This window comes from Streptomyces sp. NBC_00154, from assembly GCF_026342835.1.
Lineage (GTDB): Bacteria > Actinomycetota > Actinomycetes > Streptomycetales > Streptomycetaceae > Streptomyces.
On record NZ_JAPEMI010000001.1, the window covers coordinates 1217983 to 1237354 of the forward strand.

16 protein-coding genes and 1 riboswitch are annotated in these 19372 nt (G+C 67.6%); of the genes, 9 read left to right on the top strand and 7 right to left on the bottom strand.

What is annotated here, in order from left to right; all coding sequences use genetic code 11:
• Positions 1-147: 147 nt before the first annotated feature.
• Positions 148-1587, bottom strand: a complete 1440-nt coding sequence (locus OHA03_RS05280) for a gamma-aminobutyraldehyde dehydrogenase (protein ID WP_267001237.1) — start codon at positions 1585-1587, stop codon at positions 148-150.
• A gap of 163 nt (positions 1588-1750) precedes the next feature.
• Between OHA03_RS05280 and OHA03_RS05285 the strand changes: the two genes are divergently transcribed.
• From OHA03_RS05285 to OHA03_RS05300, 4 genes are all read left to right on the top strand, one after another.
• Positions 1751-2257 carry an Lrp/AsnC family transcriptional regulator gene (locus OHA03_RS05285; protein ID WP_267001239.1) on the top strand — a complete coding sequence of 169 codons (507 nt, stop codon included), beginning with the start codon at positions 1751-1753 and terminating at the stop codon, positions 2255-2257.
• Positions 2242-3621 (top strand): aspartate aminotransferase family protein, encoded by a 1380-nt coding sequence (locus tag OHA03_RS05290; RefSeq protein ID WP_037853716.1) that lies wholly within the window; start codon positions 2242-2244, stop codon positions 3619-3621. The genes OHA03_RS05285 and OHA03_RS05290 overlap by 16 nt, the downstream gene beginning before the upstream one ends.
• Positions 3622-3901: 280 nt before the next feature.
• Positions 3902-4639 (top strand): ABC transporter ATP-binding protein, encoded by a 738-nt coding sequence (locus OHA03_RS05295; protein ID WP_267001244.1) that lies wholly within the window; start codon positions 3902-3904, stop codon positions 4637-4639.
• Positions 4621-5805 carry a hypothetical protein gene (locus OHA03_RS05300; protein ID WP_267001246.1) on the top strand — a complete coding sequence of 395 codons (1185 nt, stop codon included), beginning with the start codon at positions 4621-4623 and terminating at the stop codon, positions 5803-5805. The genes OHA03_RS05295 and OHA03_RS05300 overlap by 19 nt, the downstream gene beginning before the upstream one ends.
• A gap of 33 nt (positions 5806-5838) precedes the next feature.
• Here the strand turns inward: OHA03_RS05300 and OHA03_RS05305 are convergent, their stop codons facing one another.
• Positions 5839-7383: a glycosyltransferase family 39 protein gene (locus OHA03_RS05305; RefSeq protein WP_267001248.1), complete on the bottom strand. Its 1545-nt coding sequence runs from the start codon at positions 7381-7383 to the stop codon at positions 5839-5841.
• Positions 7384-7459: 76 nt separating this feature from the next.
• Here OHA03_RS05305 and OHA03_RS05310 point away from each other — a divergent pair, with 76 nt between their 5' ends.
• Positions 7460-8578: an LOG family protein gene (locus OHA03_RS05310; protein ID WP_267001250.1), complete on the top strand. Its 1119-nt coding sequence runs from the start codon at positions 7460-7462 to the stop codon at positions 8576-8578.
• Between the two features lie 25 nt (positions 8579-8603).
• Here the strand turns inward: OHA03_RS05310 and OHA03_RS05315 are convergent, their stop codons facing one another.
• The 5 genes from OHA03_RS05315 to rlmN form a co-directional block, all read right to left on the bottom strand.
• Positions 8604-9056, bottom strand: coding sequence for an SRPBCC domain-containing protein (locus tag OHA03_RS05315; protein WP_267001252.1), 453 nt, complete (start codon positions 9054-9056; stop codon positions 8604-8606).
• 132 nt (positions 9057-9188) lie between these two features.
• A complete protein-coding gene (locus tag OHA03_RS05320) occupies positions 9189-10214 on the bottom strand; it encodes an ABC transporter ATP-binding protein (RefSeq protein ID WP_267001254.1) in 1026 nt (341 codons plus the stop codon).
• Positions 10215-10236: 22 nt separating this feature from the next.
• On the bottom strand, positions 10237-11850 hold the full coding sequence (locus OHA03_RS05325; protein ID WP_267007934.1) for an iron ABC transporter permease: 1614 nt from the start codon (positions 11848-11850) through the stop codon (positions 10237-10239).
• 116 nt (positions 11851-11966) lie between these two features.
• The gene (locus tag OHA03_RS05330; RefSeq protein ID WP_267001256.1) at positions 11967-13088 is read right to left on the bottom strand and encodes a thiamine ABC transporter substrate binding subunit; all 1122 of its coding nucleotides are present in this window, start codon (positions 13086-13088) and stop codon (positions 11967-11969) included.
• A gap of 73 nt (positions 13089-13161) precedes the next feature.
• Positions 13162-13278, bottom strand: a riboswitch (TPP riboswitch).
• 35 nt (positions 13279-13313) lie between these two features.
• The gene (gene rlmN, locus OHA03_RS05335) at positions 13314-14420 is read right to left on the bottom strand and encodes a 23S rRNA (adenine(2503)-C(2))-methyltransferase RlmN (protein WP_030928354.1); all 1107 of its coding nucleotides are present in this window, start codon (positions 14418-14420) and stop codon (positions 13314-13316) included.
• A gap of 230 nt (positions 14421-14650) precedes the next feature.
• Between rlmN and OHA03_RS05340 the strand changes: the two genes are divergently transcribed.
• The 4 genes from OHA03_RS05340 (at position 14651) to OHA03_RS05355 (ending at position 19368) form a co-directional block, all read left to right on the top strand.
• Positions 14651-14992, top strand: a complete 342-nt coding sequence (locus tag OHA03_RS05340; RefSeq protein ID WP_267001260.1) for a DUF6233 domain-containing protein — start codon at positions 14651-14653, stop codon at positions 14990-14992.
• A gap of 38 nt (positions 14993-15030) precedes the next feature.
• Positions 15031-15243 (top strand): hypothetical protein, encoded by a 213-nt coding sequence (locus tag OHA03_RS05345; protein ID WP_267001262.1) that lies wholly within the window; start codon positions 15031-15033, stop codon positions 15241-15243.
• Between the two features lie 186 nt (positions 15244-15429).
• Entirely contained in the window at positions 15430-16035 is a 606-nt protein-coding gene (locus tag OHA03_RS05350; RefSeq protein WP_267001264.1) for a hypothetical protein, read from the top strand.
• A 765-nt stretch (positions 16036-16800) separates the two neighbouring features.
• Entirely contained in the window at positions 16801-19368 is a 2568-nt protein-coding gene (locus OHA03_RS05355) for an NB-ARC domain-containing protein (RefSeq protein ID WP_267001266.1), read from the top strand.
• Positions 19369-19372: the final 4 nt, after the last annotated feature.

Genomic DNA, 19372 nt, shown 5'->3' on the forward strand with positions numbered 1-19372 from the left:
GATGCCGGTCGGCGGGTTCGGCGGACAATGGACCATTCGTCCAGCGGCATGCACTCCATCCGCACACCCTGTCGATGCCCCGTCAGAAGCGGGGCACGGAAACGGCCCCGGGCCGGAGCCCGGGGCCGCCACCGCATGCACGGAAGGTCAGTCGTCGAGAGACGTCATGACGTGCTTGATGCGCGTGTAGTCCTCGAAGCCGTACGCGGAGAGGTCCTTGCCGTAGCCGGACTTCTTGAATCCGCCGTGCGGCATCTCGGCGACGAGCGGGATGTGGGTGTTGATCCACACGCAGCCGAAGTCGAGGTTCTTGGACATCCGCATCGCCCGGGAGTGGTCCTTGGTCCATACGGAGGAGGCGAGGGCGTACTCGACGCCGTTCGCGTACTCCACGGCCTGCGTCTCGTCGGTGAACGACTGGACGGTGATGACCGGACCGAAGACCTCGTTCTGGATGATCTCGTCGTCCTGGCGCAGGCCGGAGACGACGGTCGGGGCGTAGAAGTAGCCCTTGTCGCCGACCCGGTGGCCGCCCGCCTCGACCTTCGCGTGGGCGGGGAGCCGCTCGATGAAGCCGCTGACCTGCTTCAGCTGGTTGGCGTTGTTCAGCGGGCCGTACAGCACGTCCTCGTCGTCCGGCTGCCCCGTCTTCGTGTCGGCGGCGGCCTTGGCGAGCGCGGTGACGAACTCGTCGTGGATCGACTCGTGGACGAGGACGCGGGTCGCGGCCGTACAGTCCTGGCCGGCGTTGAAGAAGCCCGCGACGGAGATGCCCTCGACGGCCTTGGCGATGTCGGAGTCCTCGAAGACGACGGCGGGCGCCTTGCCGCCGAGCTCCAGGTGGACGCGCTTGACGTCCTTGGCGGCGGACTCGGCGACCTGCATGCCGGCCCGTACCGAACCGGTGATGGAGGCCATCGCCGGCGTCGGGTGCTCGACCATCGCGCGGCCGGTGTCCCGGTCGCCGCAGATGACGTTGAAGACGCCCTTGGGCAGGATCTGGCCGATGATCTCGGCGATCAGCACGGTCGACGCCGGGGTGGTGTCGGACGGCTTGATGACGACGGTGTTGCCGGCGGCGAGCGCCGGGGCGAACTTCCAGACGGCCATCATCATCGGGTAGTTCCACGGCGCGACCTGTGCGCAGACGCCGACCGGCTCGCGGCGGATGATGGAGGTCAGGCCCTCCATGTACTCACCGGCCGAGCGGCCTTCGAGCATCCGCGCCGCACCCGCGAAGAAGCGGATCTGGTCCACCATCGGCGGGATCTCTTCGGTACGGGTGAGTTCGAGCGGCTTGCCGGTGTTCTCGGACTCGGCGGCGATCAGGTCCTCAGCGCGCTCCTCGAAGGCGTCCGCGATCTTCAGCAGGGCCTTCTGGCGCTCGGCGGGCGTAGCGTCGCGCCAGGCGGGGAAGGCGGCGGCCGCGGCGGCCATGGCGGCATCGACATCGGCCTGGCCGGAGAGCGGCGAGGTCGCGTAGACCTCTTCCGTCGCCGGGTTGACCACGTCGATGGTCCGCCCGTCCGCGGCGTCCCGGAACTCTCCGTTGATGTAGTTGCGCAGACGGCGCACCTCGGTGGTCACAACCACCCCTCCTGTCGACACGTCCAATGGGTGAGATGTCCAGCCTAGTCGCTGGGGTAACGCTTTCGACATACCCAACCGCCGTGAACTTCGGATTCAGTTAGATCAAGGCCTTAAAACAACGAATTTCATCGATTCGGGGTTGCCAGACAGACGAGTCCCGGTGCACAGTGTGTCCGTGGCCAGTCGCAGCGCAGACTCCAGGACCGGGAACGGATCGTCACCAGCGGTCGATGCCGTGTCCCTCGCAATCATCGAGCAGCTCCAGGAGGACGGGCGTCGTCCGTACGCCGCGATCGGCAAGGCCGTGGGCCTCTCCGAGGCGGCTGTACGGCAGCGCGTTCAGAAGCTGCTCGACCAGGGCGTGATGCAGATCGTCGCCGTCACGGACCCGCTCACCGTGGGGTTCCGGCGGCAGGCGATGGTCGGCATCAATGTCGAAGGCGATCTCGATCCCGTCGCGGAGGCGCTGTCGGCCATGGCCGAGTGCGAGTACGTGGTGATGACCGCGGGCTCCTTCGACCTGATGGTGGAGATCGTCTGTGAGGACGACGACCACCTGCTGGAAACGATCAACAAACGCATCCGGGCCATCCCCGGCGTGCGCTCCACCGAGAGTTTCGTCTACCTGAAGCTCAAGAAGCAGACCTATATGTGGGGAACCCGATAGCCGTGAGCAAGGACCTCAGCCGAACCGCGTACGACCACCTGTGGATGCACTTCACCCGCATGTCGGACTACGAGAACGCGCCCGTTCCCACCATCGTGCGTGGCGAGGGCACCTACATCTACGACGATCAGGGCAAGCGCTACCTCGACGGCCTGTCCGGCCTGTTCGTGGTCAACGCAGGTCACGGCCGTCACGAGCTCGCCGAGGCGGCGTACAAGCAGGGCCAGGAGCTGGGCTTCTTCCCGGTGTGGTCCTACGCTCACCCGAAGGCGGTCGAGCTGGCCGAGCGCCTCGCCGACTACGCGCCGGGTGACCTCAACAAGGTCTTCTTCACCACCGGTGGCGGCGAGGCCGTCGAGACGGCCTGGAAGCTCGCCAAGCAGTACTTCAAGCTCAAGGGCAAGCCGACCAAGTACAAGGTCATCTCGCGCGCCGTGGCCTACCACGGCACCCCGCAGGGCGCCCTGTCGATCACCGGTCTGCCGGCCCTGAAGGCCCCGTTCGAGCCGCTGGTCCCCGGCGCGCACAAGGTGCCGAACACCAACATCTACCGCGCCCCGATCCACGGCGACGACCCGGAGGCCTTCGGCCGCTGGGCCGCCGACCAGATCGAGCAGGAGATCCTGTTCGAGGGCGCGGAAACGGTTGCCGCGGTCTTCCTGGAGCCCGTGCAGAACGCCGGTGGCTGCTTCCCGCCGCCGCCCGGGTACTTCCAGCGCGTGCGCGAGATCTGCGACAAGTACGACGTGCTGCTCGTCTCCGACGAGGTCATCTGCGCCTTCGGCCGCCTCGGCACGATGTTCGCCTGCGACAAGTTCGGCTACGTGCCGGACATGATCACCTGCGCCAAGGGCATGACGTCGGGCTACTCCCCGATCGGCGCCTGCATAGTCTCGGACCGCATCGCCGAGCCGTTCTACGAGGGCGGCAACACCTTCCTGCACGGCTACACCTTCGGTGGCCACCCGGTCTCCGCGGCGGTCGGCCTCGCCAACCTCGACATCTTCGAGCGCGAGGGTCTCAACCAGCACGTCCTGGACAACGAGAACGCGTTCTTCACGACGCTGCAGAAGCTGCACGACCTGCCGATCGTCGGCGACGTCCGCGGCAACGGCTTCTTCTACGGGATCGAGCTGGTGAAGGACAAGGTCACCAAGGAGACCTTCACCGACGAGGAGACCGAGCGCGTCCTGTACGGCTTCCTCTCCAAGGCGCTGTACGAGAACGGTCTGTACTGCCGGGCCGACGACCGCGGCGACCCGGTCGTCCAGCTCGCCCCGCCGCTGATCTCCGACCAGTCGACGTTCGACGAGATCGAGTCCATCCTGCGGTCGGTGCTGACGGAGGCCTGGACGAAGCTCTGATCCGAACTGTGATCCGGCTCGTGAGTCGATCGGCCGATCGACCACGGATCGACTGACCGATTGACCACGGCCGGATCATCGCTCACCCCTGCTTCCAGCAGTCATTTCATACGGTTCACGCGGCCCGGATGCGCCCATTCGAGTGGGAAGGAGCGCACCCGGGCCGCGTGGTGCCGTGATGCCGTGGTTCGAATCCTTACGGTGCCCAGTGACCGATCGGCCCCCTCTTCGTTCCCCCGTACAGGGGACGGGAACTCTGATCTGAACCGAGGTGTACGCCATGGTGGCTCCGCCGGACAACGATGTGATCTGGGCGCGTTCCCTGCACCACTCCCACAACGGCTCACCCGCGCTCGGCGGGGTCTCCCTGGGCGTCCGCGACGGTGAGATCCTCGCCGTGACCGGACCGCGCGGCAGCGGCAAGACGACTCTGCTGCACTGCCTCTCCGGTCAACTGGTGCCCCAGCAGGGCGAGGTGTGGTTCAACAGTGTCCCGGTACACACCATGGGGCCGCGGCTGCGCGAGCGGCTGCGCCGGGACCGGTTCGGCTGGATCGCGCCCGAACCCCAGCTCGTACCGGAGCTGAACACCTGGGAGAACGCGGCGCTTCCCCTGCTGCTGCGCGGCGCCTCGCACCGGGCCGCGAAGAAGGCCGCCATGGAGTGGCTGGAGCGCCTCGACATCGGCATGTGCGCCAAGAAGCGGCCGCACACGCTGCTCCAGGGGCAGCGCCAGCGGATCGCCGTGGCCCGCGCGCTGGCCGGCACGCCCACGGTGATCTTCGCCGACGAGCCGACCGCGACACTGCACCGCGCAGACCGCTCCCATGTGCTGCGAACGCTCATGAGCGCGGCCCGCTCGCACGGCATCACGGTCGTGCTCGCCACCCATGACGCGGAGGTCGCCTCGCTCGCCGACCGCACGGTCCCGCTGCTGGACGGCCGCCTTGTCACCACCGTCGCCCTGCCCTCCGTGTCCGATACGGAAGGCCACGCGGCGTGCTCGCTCTCCGTCTAGCCCGCGGCACCCATCCGCTGGTCCAGGTGCGGCGGCTGCTGGTCGCAGCCGCCTCCGCCGGGGTCGGCTTCCTGCTGCTGTGCACCCTGGGGTACGCGTCCACGCATCCGGCATACTCGACCACCGCGGCGCTGCGGCTGCTGTGGTGCTTCGTACCGCTGGCCGCCACCGTGCAGTTCGCTGTCGCGGTGGCCCGCACGGATCCCAGTACGCGCCCGCGTCCGGGACTGTCCGCCGTCGGTCTCGGACCGTTCCGGCTCAGCGTGCTGGCCGCGGTCTCCACCGCGGTGTCCTGCACCCTCGGGTCGATGGTGGCACTGCTCCTCTTCCTGCATCTGCGCGGCGATCTGACCGGGCTGCCGTTCGACGGGGCGGCGGCCGACCTGCTCGGCGCAGGCGCCCCGTTGCCGGTGGCCGCGGCCCTCATGCTGCTGGCGCTGGCACCGGTGTCCGCGGCGACGGCAAGTGCGATGGCGCTGCGCACCCGGCCGGTGCAGGCGACGGTGCCGGACGACGACGAGCAGGACATCTCGCCGGACGAGCAGATGCCGGCTCCGGCACCGGCGCCGACCGGACTGCCGTGGGGTGTGGCGCTGACAGCGGTCGGTCTCGCGGTCGAGGCGTACTCGAGCCGTGATGGCTCGGGCAGTGCGTTCCCCCTGCCGGGGAAGCTCGACACCACCCCGGCGTGGGTACTGGCGGGATGGTCGCTGACCGCGATCGGTCTGGCCGTGGCAGGCCCCGGACTGACGCACTTCGCCGGACGGCTACTGCAGGCGATGCGCCCAGGAGCCGTACGCCTGCTGGCCGGAAGGGTGCTGATGGACGAGGCGCACCGGATCGGCCGGCCGCTGGGTGCGGTCTGCGCGGTGCTCTCCGCGGTGATCGCGGCCTTCGCGCTGTACGGGACGGGACCGCGTCCCTTCGGGCCGCTCACCGCGCTCGGCGCCGTACTGGTCCTGGGCTGTACGACGGCGACGCTGCTGACCTCCGCCCTCGAGGCGAAGCAGGCCCGCGCCCACATGGTTCGGATGCTGCTGCGTCTCGGTGCGCCGGCCTCGGCGCTGCGGGCCGCGACGGCCCTGCGCGTCGCCGTCCTGCTGGTCGTGTTCACCCCGGTCACATGGGCGATCGCCGAATTGGCCGCGCTGCCGCTGACCGGCTGAGGGACCGTCGGCCGGCCGTAAGGCGGTCGACGGTCAGCCGAGGTGCCGGAAGGCGGGCCAGATCTCCGGCCAGGGCTCGCGCAGGCCCCGGCAGATCCAGACCTCCGCGCCCTGTTCCTCGTTGTCGACCCCGTACCCGTTGTCGATCCGGGCGGCGGGTTCCACCTCACGCCAGTAGCGCCGCAGTTCGCCCGCGCTCCGGGCCCCGACGAAGAGCGTCACGGCGCTGCGGTCCGAGGGCGGCGGCCCCCACCGGTGGTAGGCGTTGTGCCCGCTGTACGCGGTCGGCAGCCCGTACCCGTCGCCGTACCGCGCGAGTGCCCCCGCCTCGCCGTAGTTGCGGGTCACGATCGTCGTCGCCCCGCGCTCCGCGGGCGGCAGCGTCCGGTACACCCGGCCCACGGTCGCGGCGAGTTGCGGCCAGCCGACCGTCTCGGCGCTGTCGCCGTTGACGGCCGGCTGCGGACTGTCGGCGAACGCGGCGAGCGGCACGACAGGCAGCCCGATGAGTACGGTGACCGCACCACTGACCGCCACGATCCCGGTACGCACTCCGCGCCAGGCTCTGCGGCCCACGCGTGCGAGCCACTCCTCGACGGTGAGCGCGCCCGCGGCCAGCAGTACCGGATAAGCGCCGCCCTGGTAGTAGGCCTTGCCGCCGGTGACCAGGAACACGAGGGCCAGTGCCCCGTACGCCCGGACGAACAGCCGGTACGGACGCAGCCGTTCCACCCGGCCCAGCTGCCACAGTCCCACCGCCCACAGGGGCGCCATCAGCGGTCCGGTCAGCAGAAGTTGGAACGGCAGGAAGCCCGCCCTGCCCCCCTGGTCACCGTCCTGCGCGATCGCTCGCGCCAGATCGAACTGCGGCCAGCCGTGCGCCGCCTGCCACAGCAGATCGGGCAGGGAGATCAGGAGCGCGAGCGCCGCGCCCGCCGGCAGCCAGGGGGTACGCAGGACCGTGCGCGGACCTGCCGCGAACATCCCGGCGAGCAGGGCGACGACGAAGAACGCCACCAAGTACTTGTTGAGCAGACCGACCCCGGTGACCAGCCCGATCATCAGCCACAGCCGGTGCGCACGGGTACGCACCAGACGGACCACGAGCCAGCTGATGAGCGTCCAGACCAGCAGGTCGAGGGTGGTCGTGGAGAGCAGGTGCCCGGAGATGACAGTGAGCGGGGCGACCGCCCAGGCAAGGGCGGCGAGCGTCTGCGCGCGGGCGCCACCGCCGAGTTCCCGGGCGATCAGTCCGACGAGCAGCACGGTCAGGGCGACCGCGACGGCCGAGGCGGTGCGCAGCGCGGTCGGTGAATCCCCGAAGAGCGCGGTCTCGGCGCGGGCCAGCAGGACGACGAGCGGCGGCTGGTCGTCGTATCCCCAGGCCAGATGGTCGCCTGCGGCCCGGTAGCACAGCTCGTCGCGGTGGTAGCCGTAGCGGGCACCGAGGACGAGAAGGAGTGCCCCGGTCCCTGCGGAGACGGCGGCGATGCGACGCAGTGCGAGGAGAGGCGGGACCGGTGCTACGGGGGTCCGCACCACTTGGTCCCGGTCCGCCCCAGGAGTCACGTCCGTCACGGTGCCACCTCCCGACTCGGGGGCATATGACCGTACGAAAGGAGCTGTACCCCCGGCCGGTACGTAGCATGACAGCGTGGACAACCCGGACGACAGCATTCCTGCACCCGGCATCGAGATCGAGTCGGTCGCCGAGTTCGACGCCGCGGTCGCCGCAGGGACACTGGCCGGACATCGCATCCAGTCCCTCGACCTGACGGACCGCAGCGCCGCGCTGCTCGCCGCCGACACGTCCGGCGCCGTCTTCCTCGGCTGCCGAATGACGCCCGAAGCGGCCGCGAAGGTGCGAGCCGAAGGGGCGTTCGTCTTCCCGCCCGTGCCGGGACTGCCCTTCGACCCGTACCGCGGCCTGCTCTACTCCCCCGACGCGCTCTACGCAGGACTCGCGGACGGAGGCTACGAGGCGACGCCCGACGCCCGCGCGTACCGATGGTTCCGGCAGACCCGGGCGAACGGCGACACCTTCGCCTCGATGCTGCGTGCGCTTCACGACGACGCGGTCTCCGACGCGCTGGACGAACTTCTCACCGGAGCCCGGGTGGTCGGGGTGATGGGCGGCCACGCAACGCCCCGCGGCAGCGCCGCGTACGCGGCCGCTGCCCGGCTGGGCAGAACGCTGGCCCGCAGCGGACTGATGGTGGCCACCGGCGGTGGCCCCGGCGCGATGGAGGCGGCGAACCTCGGCGCCTACACGGCTCCGCACCCCGATCCGATGCTGGACAAGGCCTGCGAACTCCTGGCGGCCGTGCCCTCGTTCACCCCGTCGATCACCGAATGGGCGCTGGCCGCCTTCACCGTACGGCAGCGATGGCCGGACGGCAGCGGCTCGGTCTCGGTCCCCACCTGGTTCTACGGTCACGAGCCGCCGAATCCGTTCGCTGACCACATCGCCAAGTACTTCGCCAACGCGCTGCGCGAGGACGGGCTGCTCGCCCGCTCCACCGCGGGCGTGATCTTCCTGCCGGGTGCCGCCGGAACCGTGCAGGAGATCTTCGACAGCACGACGCCGAACTACTACGGCTCACGCGGCACACCGACGCCGATGGTGCTGGTCGGCAGCGCCCACTGGACGGACGAACTGCCCACCTGGCCGCTGCTCCGGGCGCTCGCCGCGGGCCGGCCGATGGAGTCCCGTATCGCACTGGTCGACACGGTGGACGAGGCCCCCGAGGCACTCGCCCGGCTGACCGGCTGAGGGGCCGGCCGAGAGCCTGTCCGGTTCAGATCGCCGCGAGCCGGTTGACCAACGCGTCGAAGAAGGCCTCCCAGCCGTCCTCGGCCGCCGCGTACTGCTCGGGCGTGAGGTTGCCGCCGCGCTGCTGAAAGACCATCTCGGTGGTCCTGCGGCCGCGCTCGGCGAAGGTGACCGTGACGATCTCGCCTTCGATGTCGGCAGGCGCGGCGGCGTCCTTCAGCGTGAAGACCAGCCGCTCCGGCGCGACCACCTCGCGGTAGACCCCGTGGAACGGCATCTCGGTGCCCGGCACCACGATGACCAGGCTCCACGTGCCCCCCGGCCTGACGTCCATCGACACCCGGTCGAGCGGCACATCGGCATCGCCGCCGTACCAGGCGGCGAAGTGCTCGGGGGTCGTCCAGGCCGCGAAGACCTGTTCCCGTGGGGCGTCGAAGACGCGCGTGATGTCGATGCCCTCGCGTGCCGTTCCAGTCATAGTCCCTGCCCTTTCGGAGTCGTTCCGGATCTTCCCCGGTCGCATGAGGTGTTCCCCGAAACGGCCGAAACCGCTCTTCCGGAACACCCGGTAGTGGTTCCCGCCCTGTGGCCTCGCGAGCGGCGCCCGCGATCAGCCCGACGCGGGCAGCACCACCGTCTCCGACGCGTCGAACGTCACGCCGACCTTCGCACCCTCCTGGGGGGTGTCCCGCAGCGGGCACTCCGCCTCCAGGAGCGGACCGCTGTCGGGGTGCAGCGTCACGGCGACATGGTTGCCCCGGAAGGTGCGGGCTCCGACCGTACACGGCAGGCCGTCCGCCGGGTCGCCGATCCGTACGCCCGCCGGACGCACCAGCAGGGCGCACGGGCCCTGTGGCGCCCCGTCCGGCACCGGCACCCTGCCCCACCTCGTCGCCGCGGCCGCCCCGGTCACCGTCGCATCCACCACATTGTCGAAACCCAGGAACCGGGCGACGAACGCGGAGGCGGGGCGTTGCCAGACCTCCAGCGGAGTGCCCACCTGGGCGATGTGTCCGTCGCGCATCACGACGACCCGGTCCGCGAGGGCGAACGCCTCGCCCTGGTCATGGGTGACGGCGAGCACCGTCGTACCCAACCGGGCGAACAGTGTGCGCAGTTCGACGACGAGGCGTTCGCGCAGGCTGCGGTCGAGCTGGCCGAGCGGTTCGTCGAGCATCAGCAGTTTCGGGCGCGGGGCGAGCGCCCGCGCGAGAGCGACGCGCTGCTGCTCGCCGCCGGACAGCGAGGCAACAGCCCGACGTTCGCTGCCGGGCAGGCCCACCAGTTCGAGGAGTTCGGCGACCCTGCGGTCCTGGTCGCCACTGGTCACTCCGTGCATCCGCAGCCCGAAGGCGACGTTGGCGCCGACGTCCCGGTGCGGGAAGAGCTGATGATCCTGGAACATCAGCCCCAGACCGCGCCGGTGCACCGGTACGTCGGTCTGGTCGACGCCGTCGAGGAGCACCCGGCCGCCGTCCGGCGGGTGCAGTCCGGCGACCACCCGCAGCAGTGTCGACTTGCCGCTGCCGCTCGGTCCCAGCACACAGACGATCTCGTGGTCCGCGACCTCCAGATCCACCGCGTCGAGCGCCGCCCGCCTCCCGAAGAGGACGGTGGCGGCTTCCAGTGTCAGCATGTCCAGAACACCCCGAGCATCTTCAGAACTCCCCGGACCGATCCGGGCGGATACGTTCGAGCAGCAGCAGCGACACCGCGCACACCAGCATCAAAATCGTGCTGAGGGCCATCGCCTGGCCGTAGTTGAGCTCGCCGGACCGCCCGAGCAACCGGGCCACGGCGACCGGCAGCGTCGGGTTGTCGGGCCGCGCGATGAACACCGTCGCCCCGAACTCGCCGAGCGAGACGGCGAACGCGAAGCCCGCCGCGACCAGCAGCGCCCGCCGCACCAGCGGCAGGTCGACCTCGCGCCAGGCCCGCAACGGTGACGCGCCGAGCACCGTCGCCGCCTCGCGCAGCCGACCGTCCACCGCCCGCAGGACAGGCAGCATCGTGCGTACGACGAACGGCACACCGACGAGTGCCTGAGCCAGCGGCACCAGGATCCAGGTGGTCCGCAGATCCAGCGGAGGCCTGTCCAGCGTGATCAGGAAACCGAAGCCGACGGTGACCGCGGACACTCCGAGCGGCAGCATCAGCAGTGCGTCGAAGCCACGGACGAGCCGTCCGGCCCGCCTCGTCAGCGCCGCCGCCGCGAGCCCGCCGACGACCAGCGCGATCACGGTCGCGACCACGGCGTACTGCAGTGAGTTCCAGACCGCCTCGAGCGGCGCGACCAGGAAGGTGCTGCCGCTCGCGTCCGCGGACCGCAGGGCGCGGTAGTAGTCGAAGCCGTGTCCGCCGGGCACGTCCAGCGAGCGCTCCACCAGCACACCGAGCGGCAGCAGGATCAGCACCAGCACGGTCAGCAGGACCCCGCTGAGCAGTGCCCACTGCCCGGCGCCGCGCGGCCTGCGGGCGGTCTGCGCCGGGTCGACCAGCTTCAGCGCCGTCTCCCTGCGCCGCACGGTCCACGCGTGTACGGCCAGGATCGCGCCGACGGCGGCGAACTGCACCATCGTCAGCACGGCGGCCGTGGGGAGGTCGAGCAACTGGGCGGTCTGCCGGTAGATCTCCACCTCCAGCGTGGAGTACGCCGGGCCGCCGAGGATCTGCACGACCCCGAAGGAGGTGAACGTGAAGAGGAAGACCATCAGCGCCGCGGCGGCCACGGCGGGCGCGAGGGCCGGCAGCGTCACCCGCCGCCACGCCGCGAACCGTCCGGCGCCCAGCACCCGGGCGGCCTCCTCCTGCCGTGGGTCGAGCTGCGACCACAGCCCACCGACAGTCCGTACGACCACCGCGTAGTTGAAGAAGACATGGGCGAGCAGGATCGCCCACACGGTGGTGTCGAGCCGTACGCCCGCCAGTTCGTCGAGGAAGCCGCCGCGCCCCAGCAGCGCCAGGAAGGCCGTCCCGACGACGACGGTCGGCAGGACGAACGGCACGGTGACGACCGCCCGCAGCAGTTGTCTGCCGGGAAAGTCGAAGCGGGCGAAGACATAGGCGCCGGGCAGCGCGATCAGCAGGGTCAGCGCGGTCGAGGCGAGCGCCTGCCAGGTGGTGAACCAGAGGACGTCCAGGATGTCCGGCCGGCTCAGCACCTCGCCTATCCGGCCGAACTGCCAGACGCCGTCGGCCTTCAGCCCGCGGCCGACTATCGCGACGACGGGGTAGGCGAAGAACACCGCGAAGAACGCGACGGGCACGGCCATCAGGCCGAGCCGCACCGCGCTCCCGCGCCACGCCCTCGGGCGCGCGGCGCTCGCGCGCCCCGGCCGGGCGCCCGCACCCTCCTCGCGCGCGCCCGGGCCGGGTGCGGGCGTCTTCGCTACTTCACTACGAGCGAGGACCACGACTGGACCCACTGCTCACGGTTCTTGGCGATGGTGTCAGGGGCCACGGTGGTCGGCTTGTCGACCGTCGCGCCGAACTCGGTGAAGATCTCCGGCAGCTTCGCGTCCTCGGTGACCGGGCTCACGAACATGTTGAGCGGCATGTCCTCCTGGAACTTCTTGCTGATCAGGAAGTCCAGCAGAGCCTTGCCCCCCGCCTCGTTCTTCGCGCCGTTCAGCAGCCCCGCGAACTCGATCTGGCGGAAGCAGGTGCCGGTCGCGACCCCCGTCGGGGCCTCGGTCGGCTGCGGCTTCGCGTACAGCACCTCGGCCGGCGGGCTGGAGGCGTACGACACGACGAGCGGACGGTCGGCCTTGGCCTTCTTGCCGCCCGCGGAGCCGGAGAACTCCTCGTTGTACGCCTGCTCCCAGCCGTCGACGACCTTGACGCCGTTGCTCTTCAGCTTCTTCCAGTAATCCTGGTAGCCGCTCTCGCCGTAGGTGGCGACGGTGCCCAGCAGGAAGCCGAGCCCGGGCGACGAGGTCGCGGCGTTCTCCGTGACGAGGAGGTTCTTGTATGCGGGCTTCACCAGGTCGTCGAAGGTCGTCGGCGGCGCGAGCTTCCTGTCGGCGAAGTACTTCTTGTCGTAGTTGATGCAGATGTCGCCGGTGTCGATCGGCGTGACCCGGTGCTTGGTCGCGTCCAGCTGGGTGTCGGCCGCGACCCGGTCGCTGCCCTTCGCCTCGTACGGCGTGAACAGACCGTTGTCGAGGGCGCGGGAGAGCAGCGTGTTGTCGACGCCGAAGAACACATCGCCGCGCGGGGAGCCCTTGGTCAGGATCTCCTGATTGAGTGCGGCGCCGGCGTCACCGCTCTTGAGCACCTTGACGGTGTAGCCGGTCTCCTCGGTGAACGCCTTCAGTACGTCCTTGGAGGCGTTGAAGGAGTCATGGCTGACCAGGGTCACGGTTTTGGACCCGGAGCCCTTCGTGCCGCCCGACCCGGAGGCCGAGCCGTCGGAACTGCCGCAGCCGGCGAGTGCCGTGACGCCGAGCGCGGCGGCGACGGCCGTCGCCGCAAGCTGCTTGGTGCGGCGCGTGGTACTGGTGGTGCTCATTGTTGATTCCTCCTGGGTTTGACCAGGAAGAGACGCGGCCCTGCCCGCCGGGAGGCGGGCAGGGCGCAACAGCATGAGTTGATGACCGAACTTCCTACCCGGAATGACCCGGGCGAGGTTCAGAGGGTCTGCGGCCAGCCTGTCGTCGGTGCCGCACTCTCAGCGCTGTGGCGCTCCCCTGTCGGAATATGAAATTAATTTCGGCCCAGATTACACGGGCTGTTTTCAGCGCTCGGATGCCGCCAGCTGTCCGCACGCCCCGTCGATCTCCTGACCGCGGGTGTCCCGCACGGTCACGGGCACCCCGTGGGCGGCGATCGCCTCGACGAACGCCTTCTCGTCCTCGGGCCGCGAGGCCGTCCACTTCGAGCCGGGCGTCGGGTTCAACGGAATCAGGTTGACATGCACGCGCTTACCCTTGAGGAGCCGGCCGAGCAGGTCACCACGCCAGGCCTGGTCGTTGATGTCGCGGATCAGCGCGTACTCGATGGAGATCCGGCGGCCGGACTTCTCCGCGTACTCCCAGGCCGCGTCGAGCACCTCGCGCACCTTCCAGCGCGTGTTCACCGGCACGAGCGTGTCCCGCAGCTCGTCGTCCGGCGCATGCAGCGAGACCGCGAGCCGGCACTTGAAGCCCTCGTCGGCGAAGCGCAGCATGGCCGGCACCAGGCCCACGGTGGAGACGGTGATCCCGCGCTGCGACAGACCGAGACCGTCCGGCTCGGGGTCGGTCAGCCGGCGGATCGCGCCGACCACCCGCTTGTAGTTGGCCAGGGGCTCGCCCATGCCCATGAAGACGATGTTGGAGAGCCGCGCGGGCCCGCCCGGCACCTCTCCGTCGCGCAGCGCCCGCATGCCGTCCACGATCTGGTGGACGATCTCGGCGGTCGACAGATTGCGGTCCAGACCGGCCTGCCCCGTCGCGCAGAACGGGCAGTTCATCCCGCATCCGGCCTGCGACGAGATGCACATCGTCACCCGCTCCGGGTACCGCATGAGGACGGACTCGACCAGCGTCCCGTCATGCAGCTTCCACAGCGTCTTACGGGTGGTGTCGTCGTCACAGCTGATGTGCCGGACAACGGACATCAGGTCGGGGAACATCGCCTCGGCGAGCTTGTCCCGTGAACCGGCCGGGATGTTGGTCCACTCCGCCGGGTCGTGCGCGTACCGCGCGAAGTAGTGCTGCGACAGCTGCTGCGCGCGGAAAGGCTTCTCGCCGATCGCGGCGACGGCTTCCTTGCGCTCGGCGGGCGTGAGGTCGGCGAGGTGCCGCGGCGGCTTCTTGGCTCCGCGGGGCGCGACGAAAGTGAGTTCTCCGGGCTTAGGCATGGTTCCTCCAGTGTTGCAGACACGCCGTGGTGGCAGAGGCCTTCGCCAGGTCAGGAAGGGTGCGGTGCATAGACGACCGGTCGTCGTTGGTCGTCATTAGTCGACGTCGGCGGCCCTTTGACGGCCCACAGACGGCCCAGAGACGGCCCAGCCGCCCCAAGGGACAGTGACCGATTGCACTACAAAGAGGGCGTGCGCACCGCACCTCACCGAGACCTAGAATCGAATACGTGTCCGAAAACCTCTCTCGTCTGGATCGCCTGCGCATCGTGCGCGAGTGGCAGGCGTACCAGCTCGGCCGAACCGATCGGACGATCGCCGAGCTGGAAGAACGCGAGGCCGCAGCCGCCCGGGCAGCACGCACCCTGCCGCCGCCGGCACCCGACTGGAAACTCTCCCTGCAGCGCGCCGGCGGCACGTCCCATGCCGACGCCGTCCACACAGGCGACTGCGGCATGGGCGGCAAGAGAACGAAGCCGATGACCCGGGAGCAGGCCCTGCGTGCGGTCACGGAAGACGGCATCACGGCCTGCCCCTACTGCCGGCCGGACAGAGAGCTTGGAGTGCTGTGAACCGAAGACCGTCAGAACCTGAGGACACGCCTGAGGACATGAGCGGAGCACCCATCGTCATCCACCGCCCAGCCGGAACGGGTGGCCGTCGGGTGACCATCCGCGCCCAGGGCGCGGGCCTCGCCCGCAGCGACGACGACGTGATCGAGTTCCTACGCCGCGCCGGCCTGCCCGACGCCGGTGACGTGCTGGACGATCCACGATGGGTGCAATGGCAGGGCGGCCGCCCACACGACTACGGCGCACCCTAAGGCAGCGTTCCGCTGCCCCCTGAAGCGCTGGTATTGAACCGCCCCTCCGGCAGGGTGCGGCATCGCTCTGCAACATGCCGGAGAGCTGCGTGGTTGTGGGCGTCCTTGGTCGTTGTCGGTCATGGTCGGGCCCCCTCGGACGGCCCACAGACGGCCCGGAAGAAGGCCGAGCAAGCCAGTCGGCGCTTGCGGCGTGACGCCGCCTCTGCCCCGCTGCCGATCTGCCAGATCAGCGGTAACAAGGTCGACAGGCTGGCAGGCTGGCAGGCTGGCAGGCTGGCAGGCTGGCAGGCTGGCAGGCTGGCAGGCTGGCAGGCTGGCAGGCTGGCAGGAGTATCCGCTTGTTGGTACCCGGCGGCGAGGAGCACGGTGATCACTCAAGGAGTAAAGGTCACCGCGCGATGCGACGACTGCGGTGGCGTGCTGATAGTCGACGCTGGCCAGTACATCGACCATGGGCAGTTGTGGTGGGGCACCGAAGGCGCATGCACCGCCTGTCCCAATAGGTGGTGCGAGCAAGACACGGGCGGAGCGACTCCTGAAGAGATCAGGAATGCCGTGCTGGTAGAGCATGGGCCCGCCCAGCTTCGCCTTGCGGACGGCACGTCGAGCCTCGTCCCCGTCTTGCGAGTCCTGCGCGAGATACTCCGTCTGCCCCTGGGCCAGGCCCGTGTGATGGCCAGAGTGCTCCAAGAGATTGGCCTGGTTGGCACGCTGGTTGAGATGGAGCTCATTGCCGACGCGCTGCAACGCCGATCGGTCGCTACAACGATCGAGGCATTGGCCGACTGAACCCTCACGCACCCAGAACCGGATCGGTCGACCATCGAGACCGCAAATGAGACCGGCGCGCGGGCGTCACCGAGTCGATCGGGCAGTGTGACCAGTACAGCCCGCCGCTTGGTTAAGACATCGAGTACTGCGCATCACACTGCTCTATGGTGGGCCAACTGGCAGCGCCACGAAGGGGACTGGGATGCTGACTGAGGCCTTGACAGCCGCGGCTGCGGCAGGTGGGACTGCCGTAGTGCAGGCAGTCGGAACAGATGTGTGGGTGGCTGTGCGGAGCAGGGTCGCCTCGCTGCTAGGGCGAGACGATGAGACCCGGCAGCAAGCAGTACTGATGCGACTGGACCGCACCGTCGCCGAGCTTGAACCGGCCTCCGAAGGTGACAGAGAACCCACCACCCGTCTCGAAGAATCCTGGCGTACGCGATTTGAGGACTTCCTCGATGACCTGCCTGTAGACGCACAGGGTGAGGCGGCGGCACGCCTCCAGGAGATCGCCACTCTCGGAACCCTGGGCCGGGGTAGCTCAAGGGCTGGCGACCAAGGCTTGGCGGTGGCTGGAGATCTGCACGTACAGGCAGAACGAGGGTCGTTGGCAGGTGGCGTTCTCAACATTGACGGGGGCGTCCATCTGGGAAACCCTCAGCGGCCGGCAGCGGAATAGGGCTAACTGCTCCCGGCGACACCCCAGGCCTCCATATCTCCGCAGGTACATCCGCTTATGCAGCGACAGGGGGACTAGCTGCTGGGTACGTCCACCAACTCGTAATGGGCACCCCGCACGACCCACTTGCCGACGGCCCTATTCTGGTCGGCAATCTCCCACGAGAGGCGGACTTTTTTCAACATCGTGAACAAGTCGAGCAACTAGAAGGCGCCGACGGCATACAGGTACTCGTAGGCGCAGGGGGTGTGGGTAAATCACAACTTGCCTCTCACTTCACCCGGCGGATTCTGGCGACCAAGGCCGTCGATGTCGTCGTCTGGGTACCTGCCATAAGCCGCGAGGCAATACAGTCGACGTACGCACAAGCCATCGGTGCAATTACTGGTGCGGAGACTAGCGACCCCGAGGCTGCAGCCACGAGATTCTTAGCCTGGGCTCAAACCACAACGCGTAGGTGGCTCATCATCCTGGATGATCTGACAGCACCTTCCGTATTGAATGACCTGTGGCCTCCCAAGAATCCAAACGGACGGGTTTTGGTGACAACCCGCCGACGAGATTCGGCACTTTCTAGCGCTGGTCGACAGCAGATATCCGTCGGGCTCTTCACGGCATCCGAAGCAATAAACTACTTCACGAAAAAATTTACCTCATTTGGTCGGGTCGAAGAACCCAAAGAAATGGCCGCCCTGGCCAAGGATCTAGACTATCTTCCGCTGGCCTTGGCGCAGTCTTCTGCATACTTGATTGATTCAGGAATAAGCTGCGCCCGGTATCGCTCTCTTCTTGCCGACCGTCTACGCACACTCGGTCAGTTACTTCCCGACGTTGCAAGCTTGCCAGACGATCACCGGGCCACCGTTATGGCTGCGTGGTCACTTTCTATAGAGCAAGCCAATTTGCTTCAGCCAATTGGATTGGCTGCCCCTACACTTCAACTCGCTGCCATGTTGGACCCCTACGGGATCCCTGAGAGTGTCTTCACGAGCCAGCCGACACTAAAATATCTACAGGACTACAGAGAGCTAACTGAAGAAGGCGATGCCACTCTGGAGCGCGACGCTATCGACCCGTCCGATGCCGTCGCCGCTTTGCGCATCCTGCATCGCTTGAATCTGGTAGATATCAACTCCTCCGCCAATAATTTCTCAGTCAGCATGCATTCCTTGGTGCAACGAGTGGTGATCGAGCATCTCCCCCTCGACGCATACCAGAACACGGTTTCCGCAGCCGCCACCACCCTGCTCGAGGTTTGGCCCGAGGGGCCAGTTCAATCACCTCTAGTCCAAAAACTCCGCTCAAGCGCGGAGACCTTGCGGCAACACTCAGGTGCCATGCTGATCGGCAACTTCTGTCACGAACTCCTTTTCCGCCATGGCGAAAGCCTCCTCGAAGCGGGATTGGCATCAGCGGCTATCGAGCATTTCACCGGCATGCGAGCAGCCGCAGAGGGAATCAACCCAAACCGTCCGGACCTTTGGTCTATACGGCTTTCCCTAGGTGGCGCCCGGGAACAAGCTGGGGACCTAATGGGCACCTTGCGGGAGTATAGATCGCTCATCCTGGATGAAACCCAGCGCCAGGGCGAAGATGCGGAAGATGTGCTGCATGTGCGTAGCGTACTAGCCGAAGCGATCGGGTATACCGGAGACTCTCAGGCCTCTGTTCAGGCTTTTGAAGAACTATGGCGTGACAGGGTTCGAATCCAAGGACCTAACCACGAGTTGACACGGGATACGCGGCGTCGGCTAGTAGCAGCACGAAGTCATGCCGATGACTTGGCAGGCGCCATCGCGACGTGCGAGGAGCTACTCGCAGACGAGATTCGGCTCTTCGGTCGGGATCATCCAAGCACTCGTCACACACGCCTACACTTGGCCGAAGAGATAGGACGTTCTGGCGACATTGCCACCGCCATAAGGATACTAGAGGAACTCACACACGACGAAATAAGGACTCACGGACAAAATCACCAGGCAACATTTTCAGCTCGCCACAACCTAGGCGTCTGGTACCTCGAAGACGGGCGATTCTCTAAATCCATTGACACTTTTCAATCACTCCTCAAAGATCAAATCAATACTTTCGGCGAAGCGAGTCTGAACGTAATAGAAATACGAACCCACCTGGCTGACGCTTTCGGGTCATCCGACGACACAGCGACCGCCATACAACTCAGCGAAGAGATTTTGGCGAGCAATTTGTCCGAACGTGGACCTTTCCACCCAGAAACCCTAGACTCCCGAGGATTGGTTGCGCACTGGAAAGGGCGTTCAGGTGATGCCGCAGCGGCAGTGCGAGGCTTCTCTGCACTCCTAGCTGATTGCGAAAATATTCTGGGTTTGGACCATCCAATGACCGTCGCTACCGTATCGCGAGTGGCCAAATGGACTCAGAATCTTGGCGATTGGGACAATGCTCTACTTGCTTATAGGCGGCTTGTCTCGGATCGGATTAGGATCCATGGTGAGAACGACAGTCGCGTTCTGCAAGCTCGTGACTCCCTGGCATACCACATGCTCGTCATGGGAGAGTCCGAGGACGCCCTAGAATCCTTCCGCCAACTCCACGCAGATCAGGTCCGCCTATTGGGTGAAGACCATCCGGACGCGGTACACACCCTGGAACACATAGAGGAGCTATGTGTTCAATGGGACGACGAGGAATAAAAGC

What these genes read in the sequence shown, in the direction of transcription:
- OHA03_RS05315 (WP_267001252.1), bottom strand. Translation starts at nt 9,056, where the DNA reads ATGACTGGAACGGCACGCGAGGGCATCGACATCACGCGCGTCTTCGAC.
- OHA03_RS05325 (WP_267007934.1), bottom strand. Translation starts at nt 11,850, where the DNA reads ATGGCCGTGCCCGTCGCGTTCTTCGCGGTGTTCTTCGCCTACCCCGTC.
- OHA03_RS05355 (WP_267001266.1), top strand. Translation starts at nt 16,801, where the DNA reads ATGGGCACCCCGCACGACCCACTTGCCGACGGCCCTATTCTGGTCGGC.
- OHA03_RS05345 (WP_267001262.1), top strand. Translation starts at nt 15,031, where the DNA reads ATGAGCGGAGCACCCATCGTCATCCACCGCCCAGCCGGAACGGGTGGC.
- rlmN (WP_030928354.1), bottom strand. Translation starts at nt 14,420, where the DNA reads ATGCCTAAGCCCGGAGAACTCACTTTCGTCGCGCCCCGCGGAGCCAAG.
- OHA03_RS05295 (WP_267001244.1), top strand. Translation starts at nt 3,902, where the DNA reads ATGGTGGCTCCGCCGGACAACGATGTGATCTGGGCGCGTTCCCTGCAC.
- OHA03_RS05330 (WP_267001256.1), bottom strand. Translation starts at nt 13,088, where the DNA reads ATGAGCACCACCAGTACCACGCGCCGCACCAAGCAGCTTGCGGCGACG.
- OHA03_RS05320 (WP_267001254.1), bottom strand. Translation starts at nt 10,214, where the DNA reads ATGCTGACACTGGAAGCCGCCACCGTCCTCTTCGGGAGGCGGGCGGCG.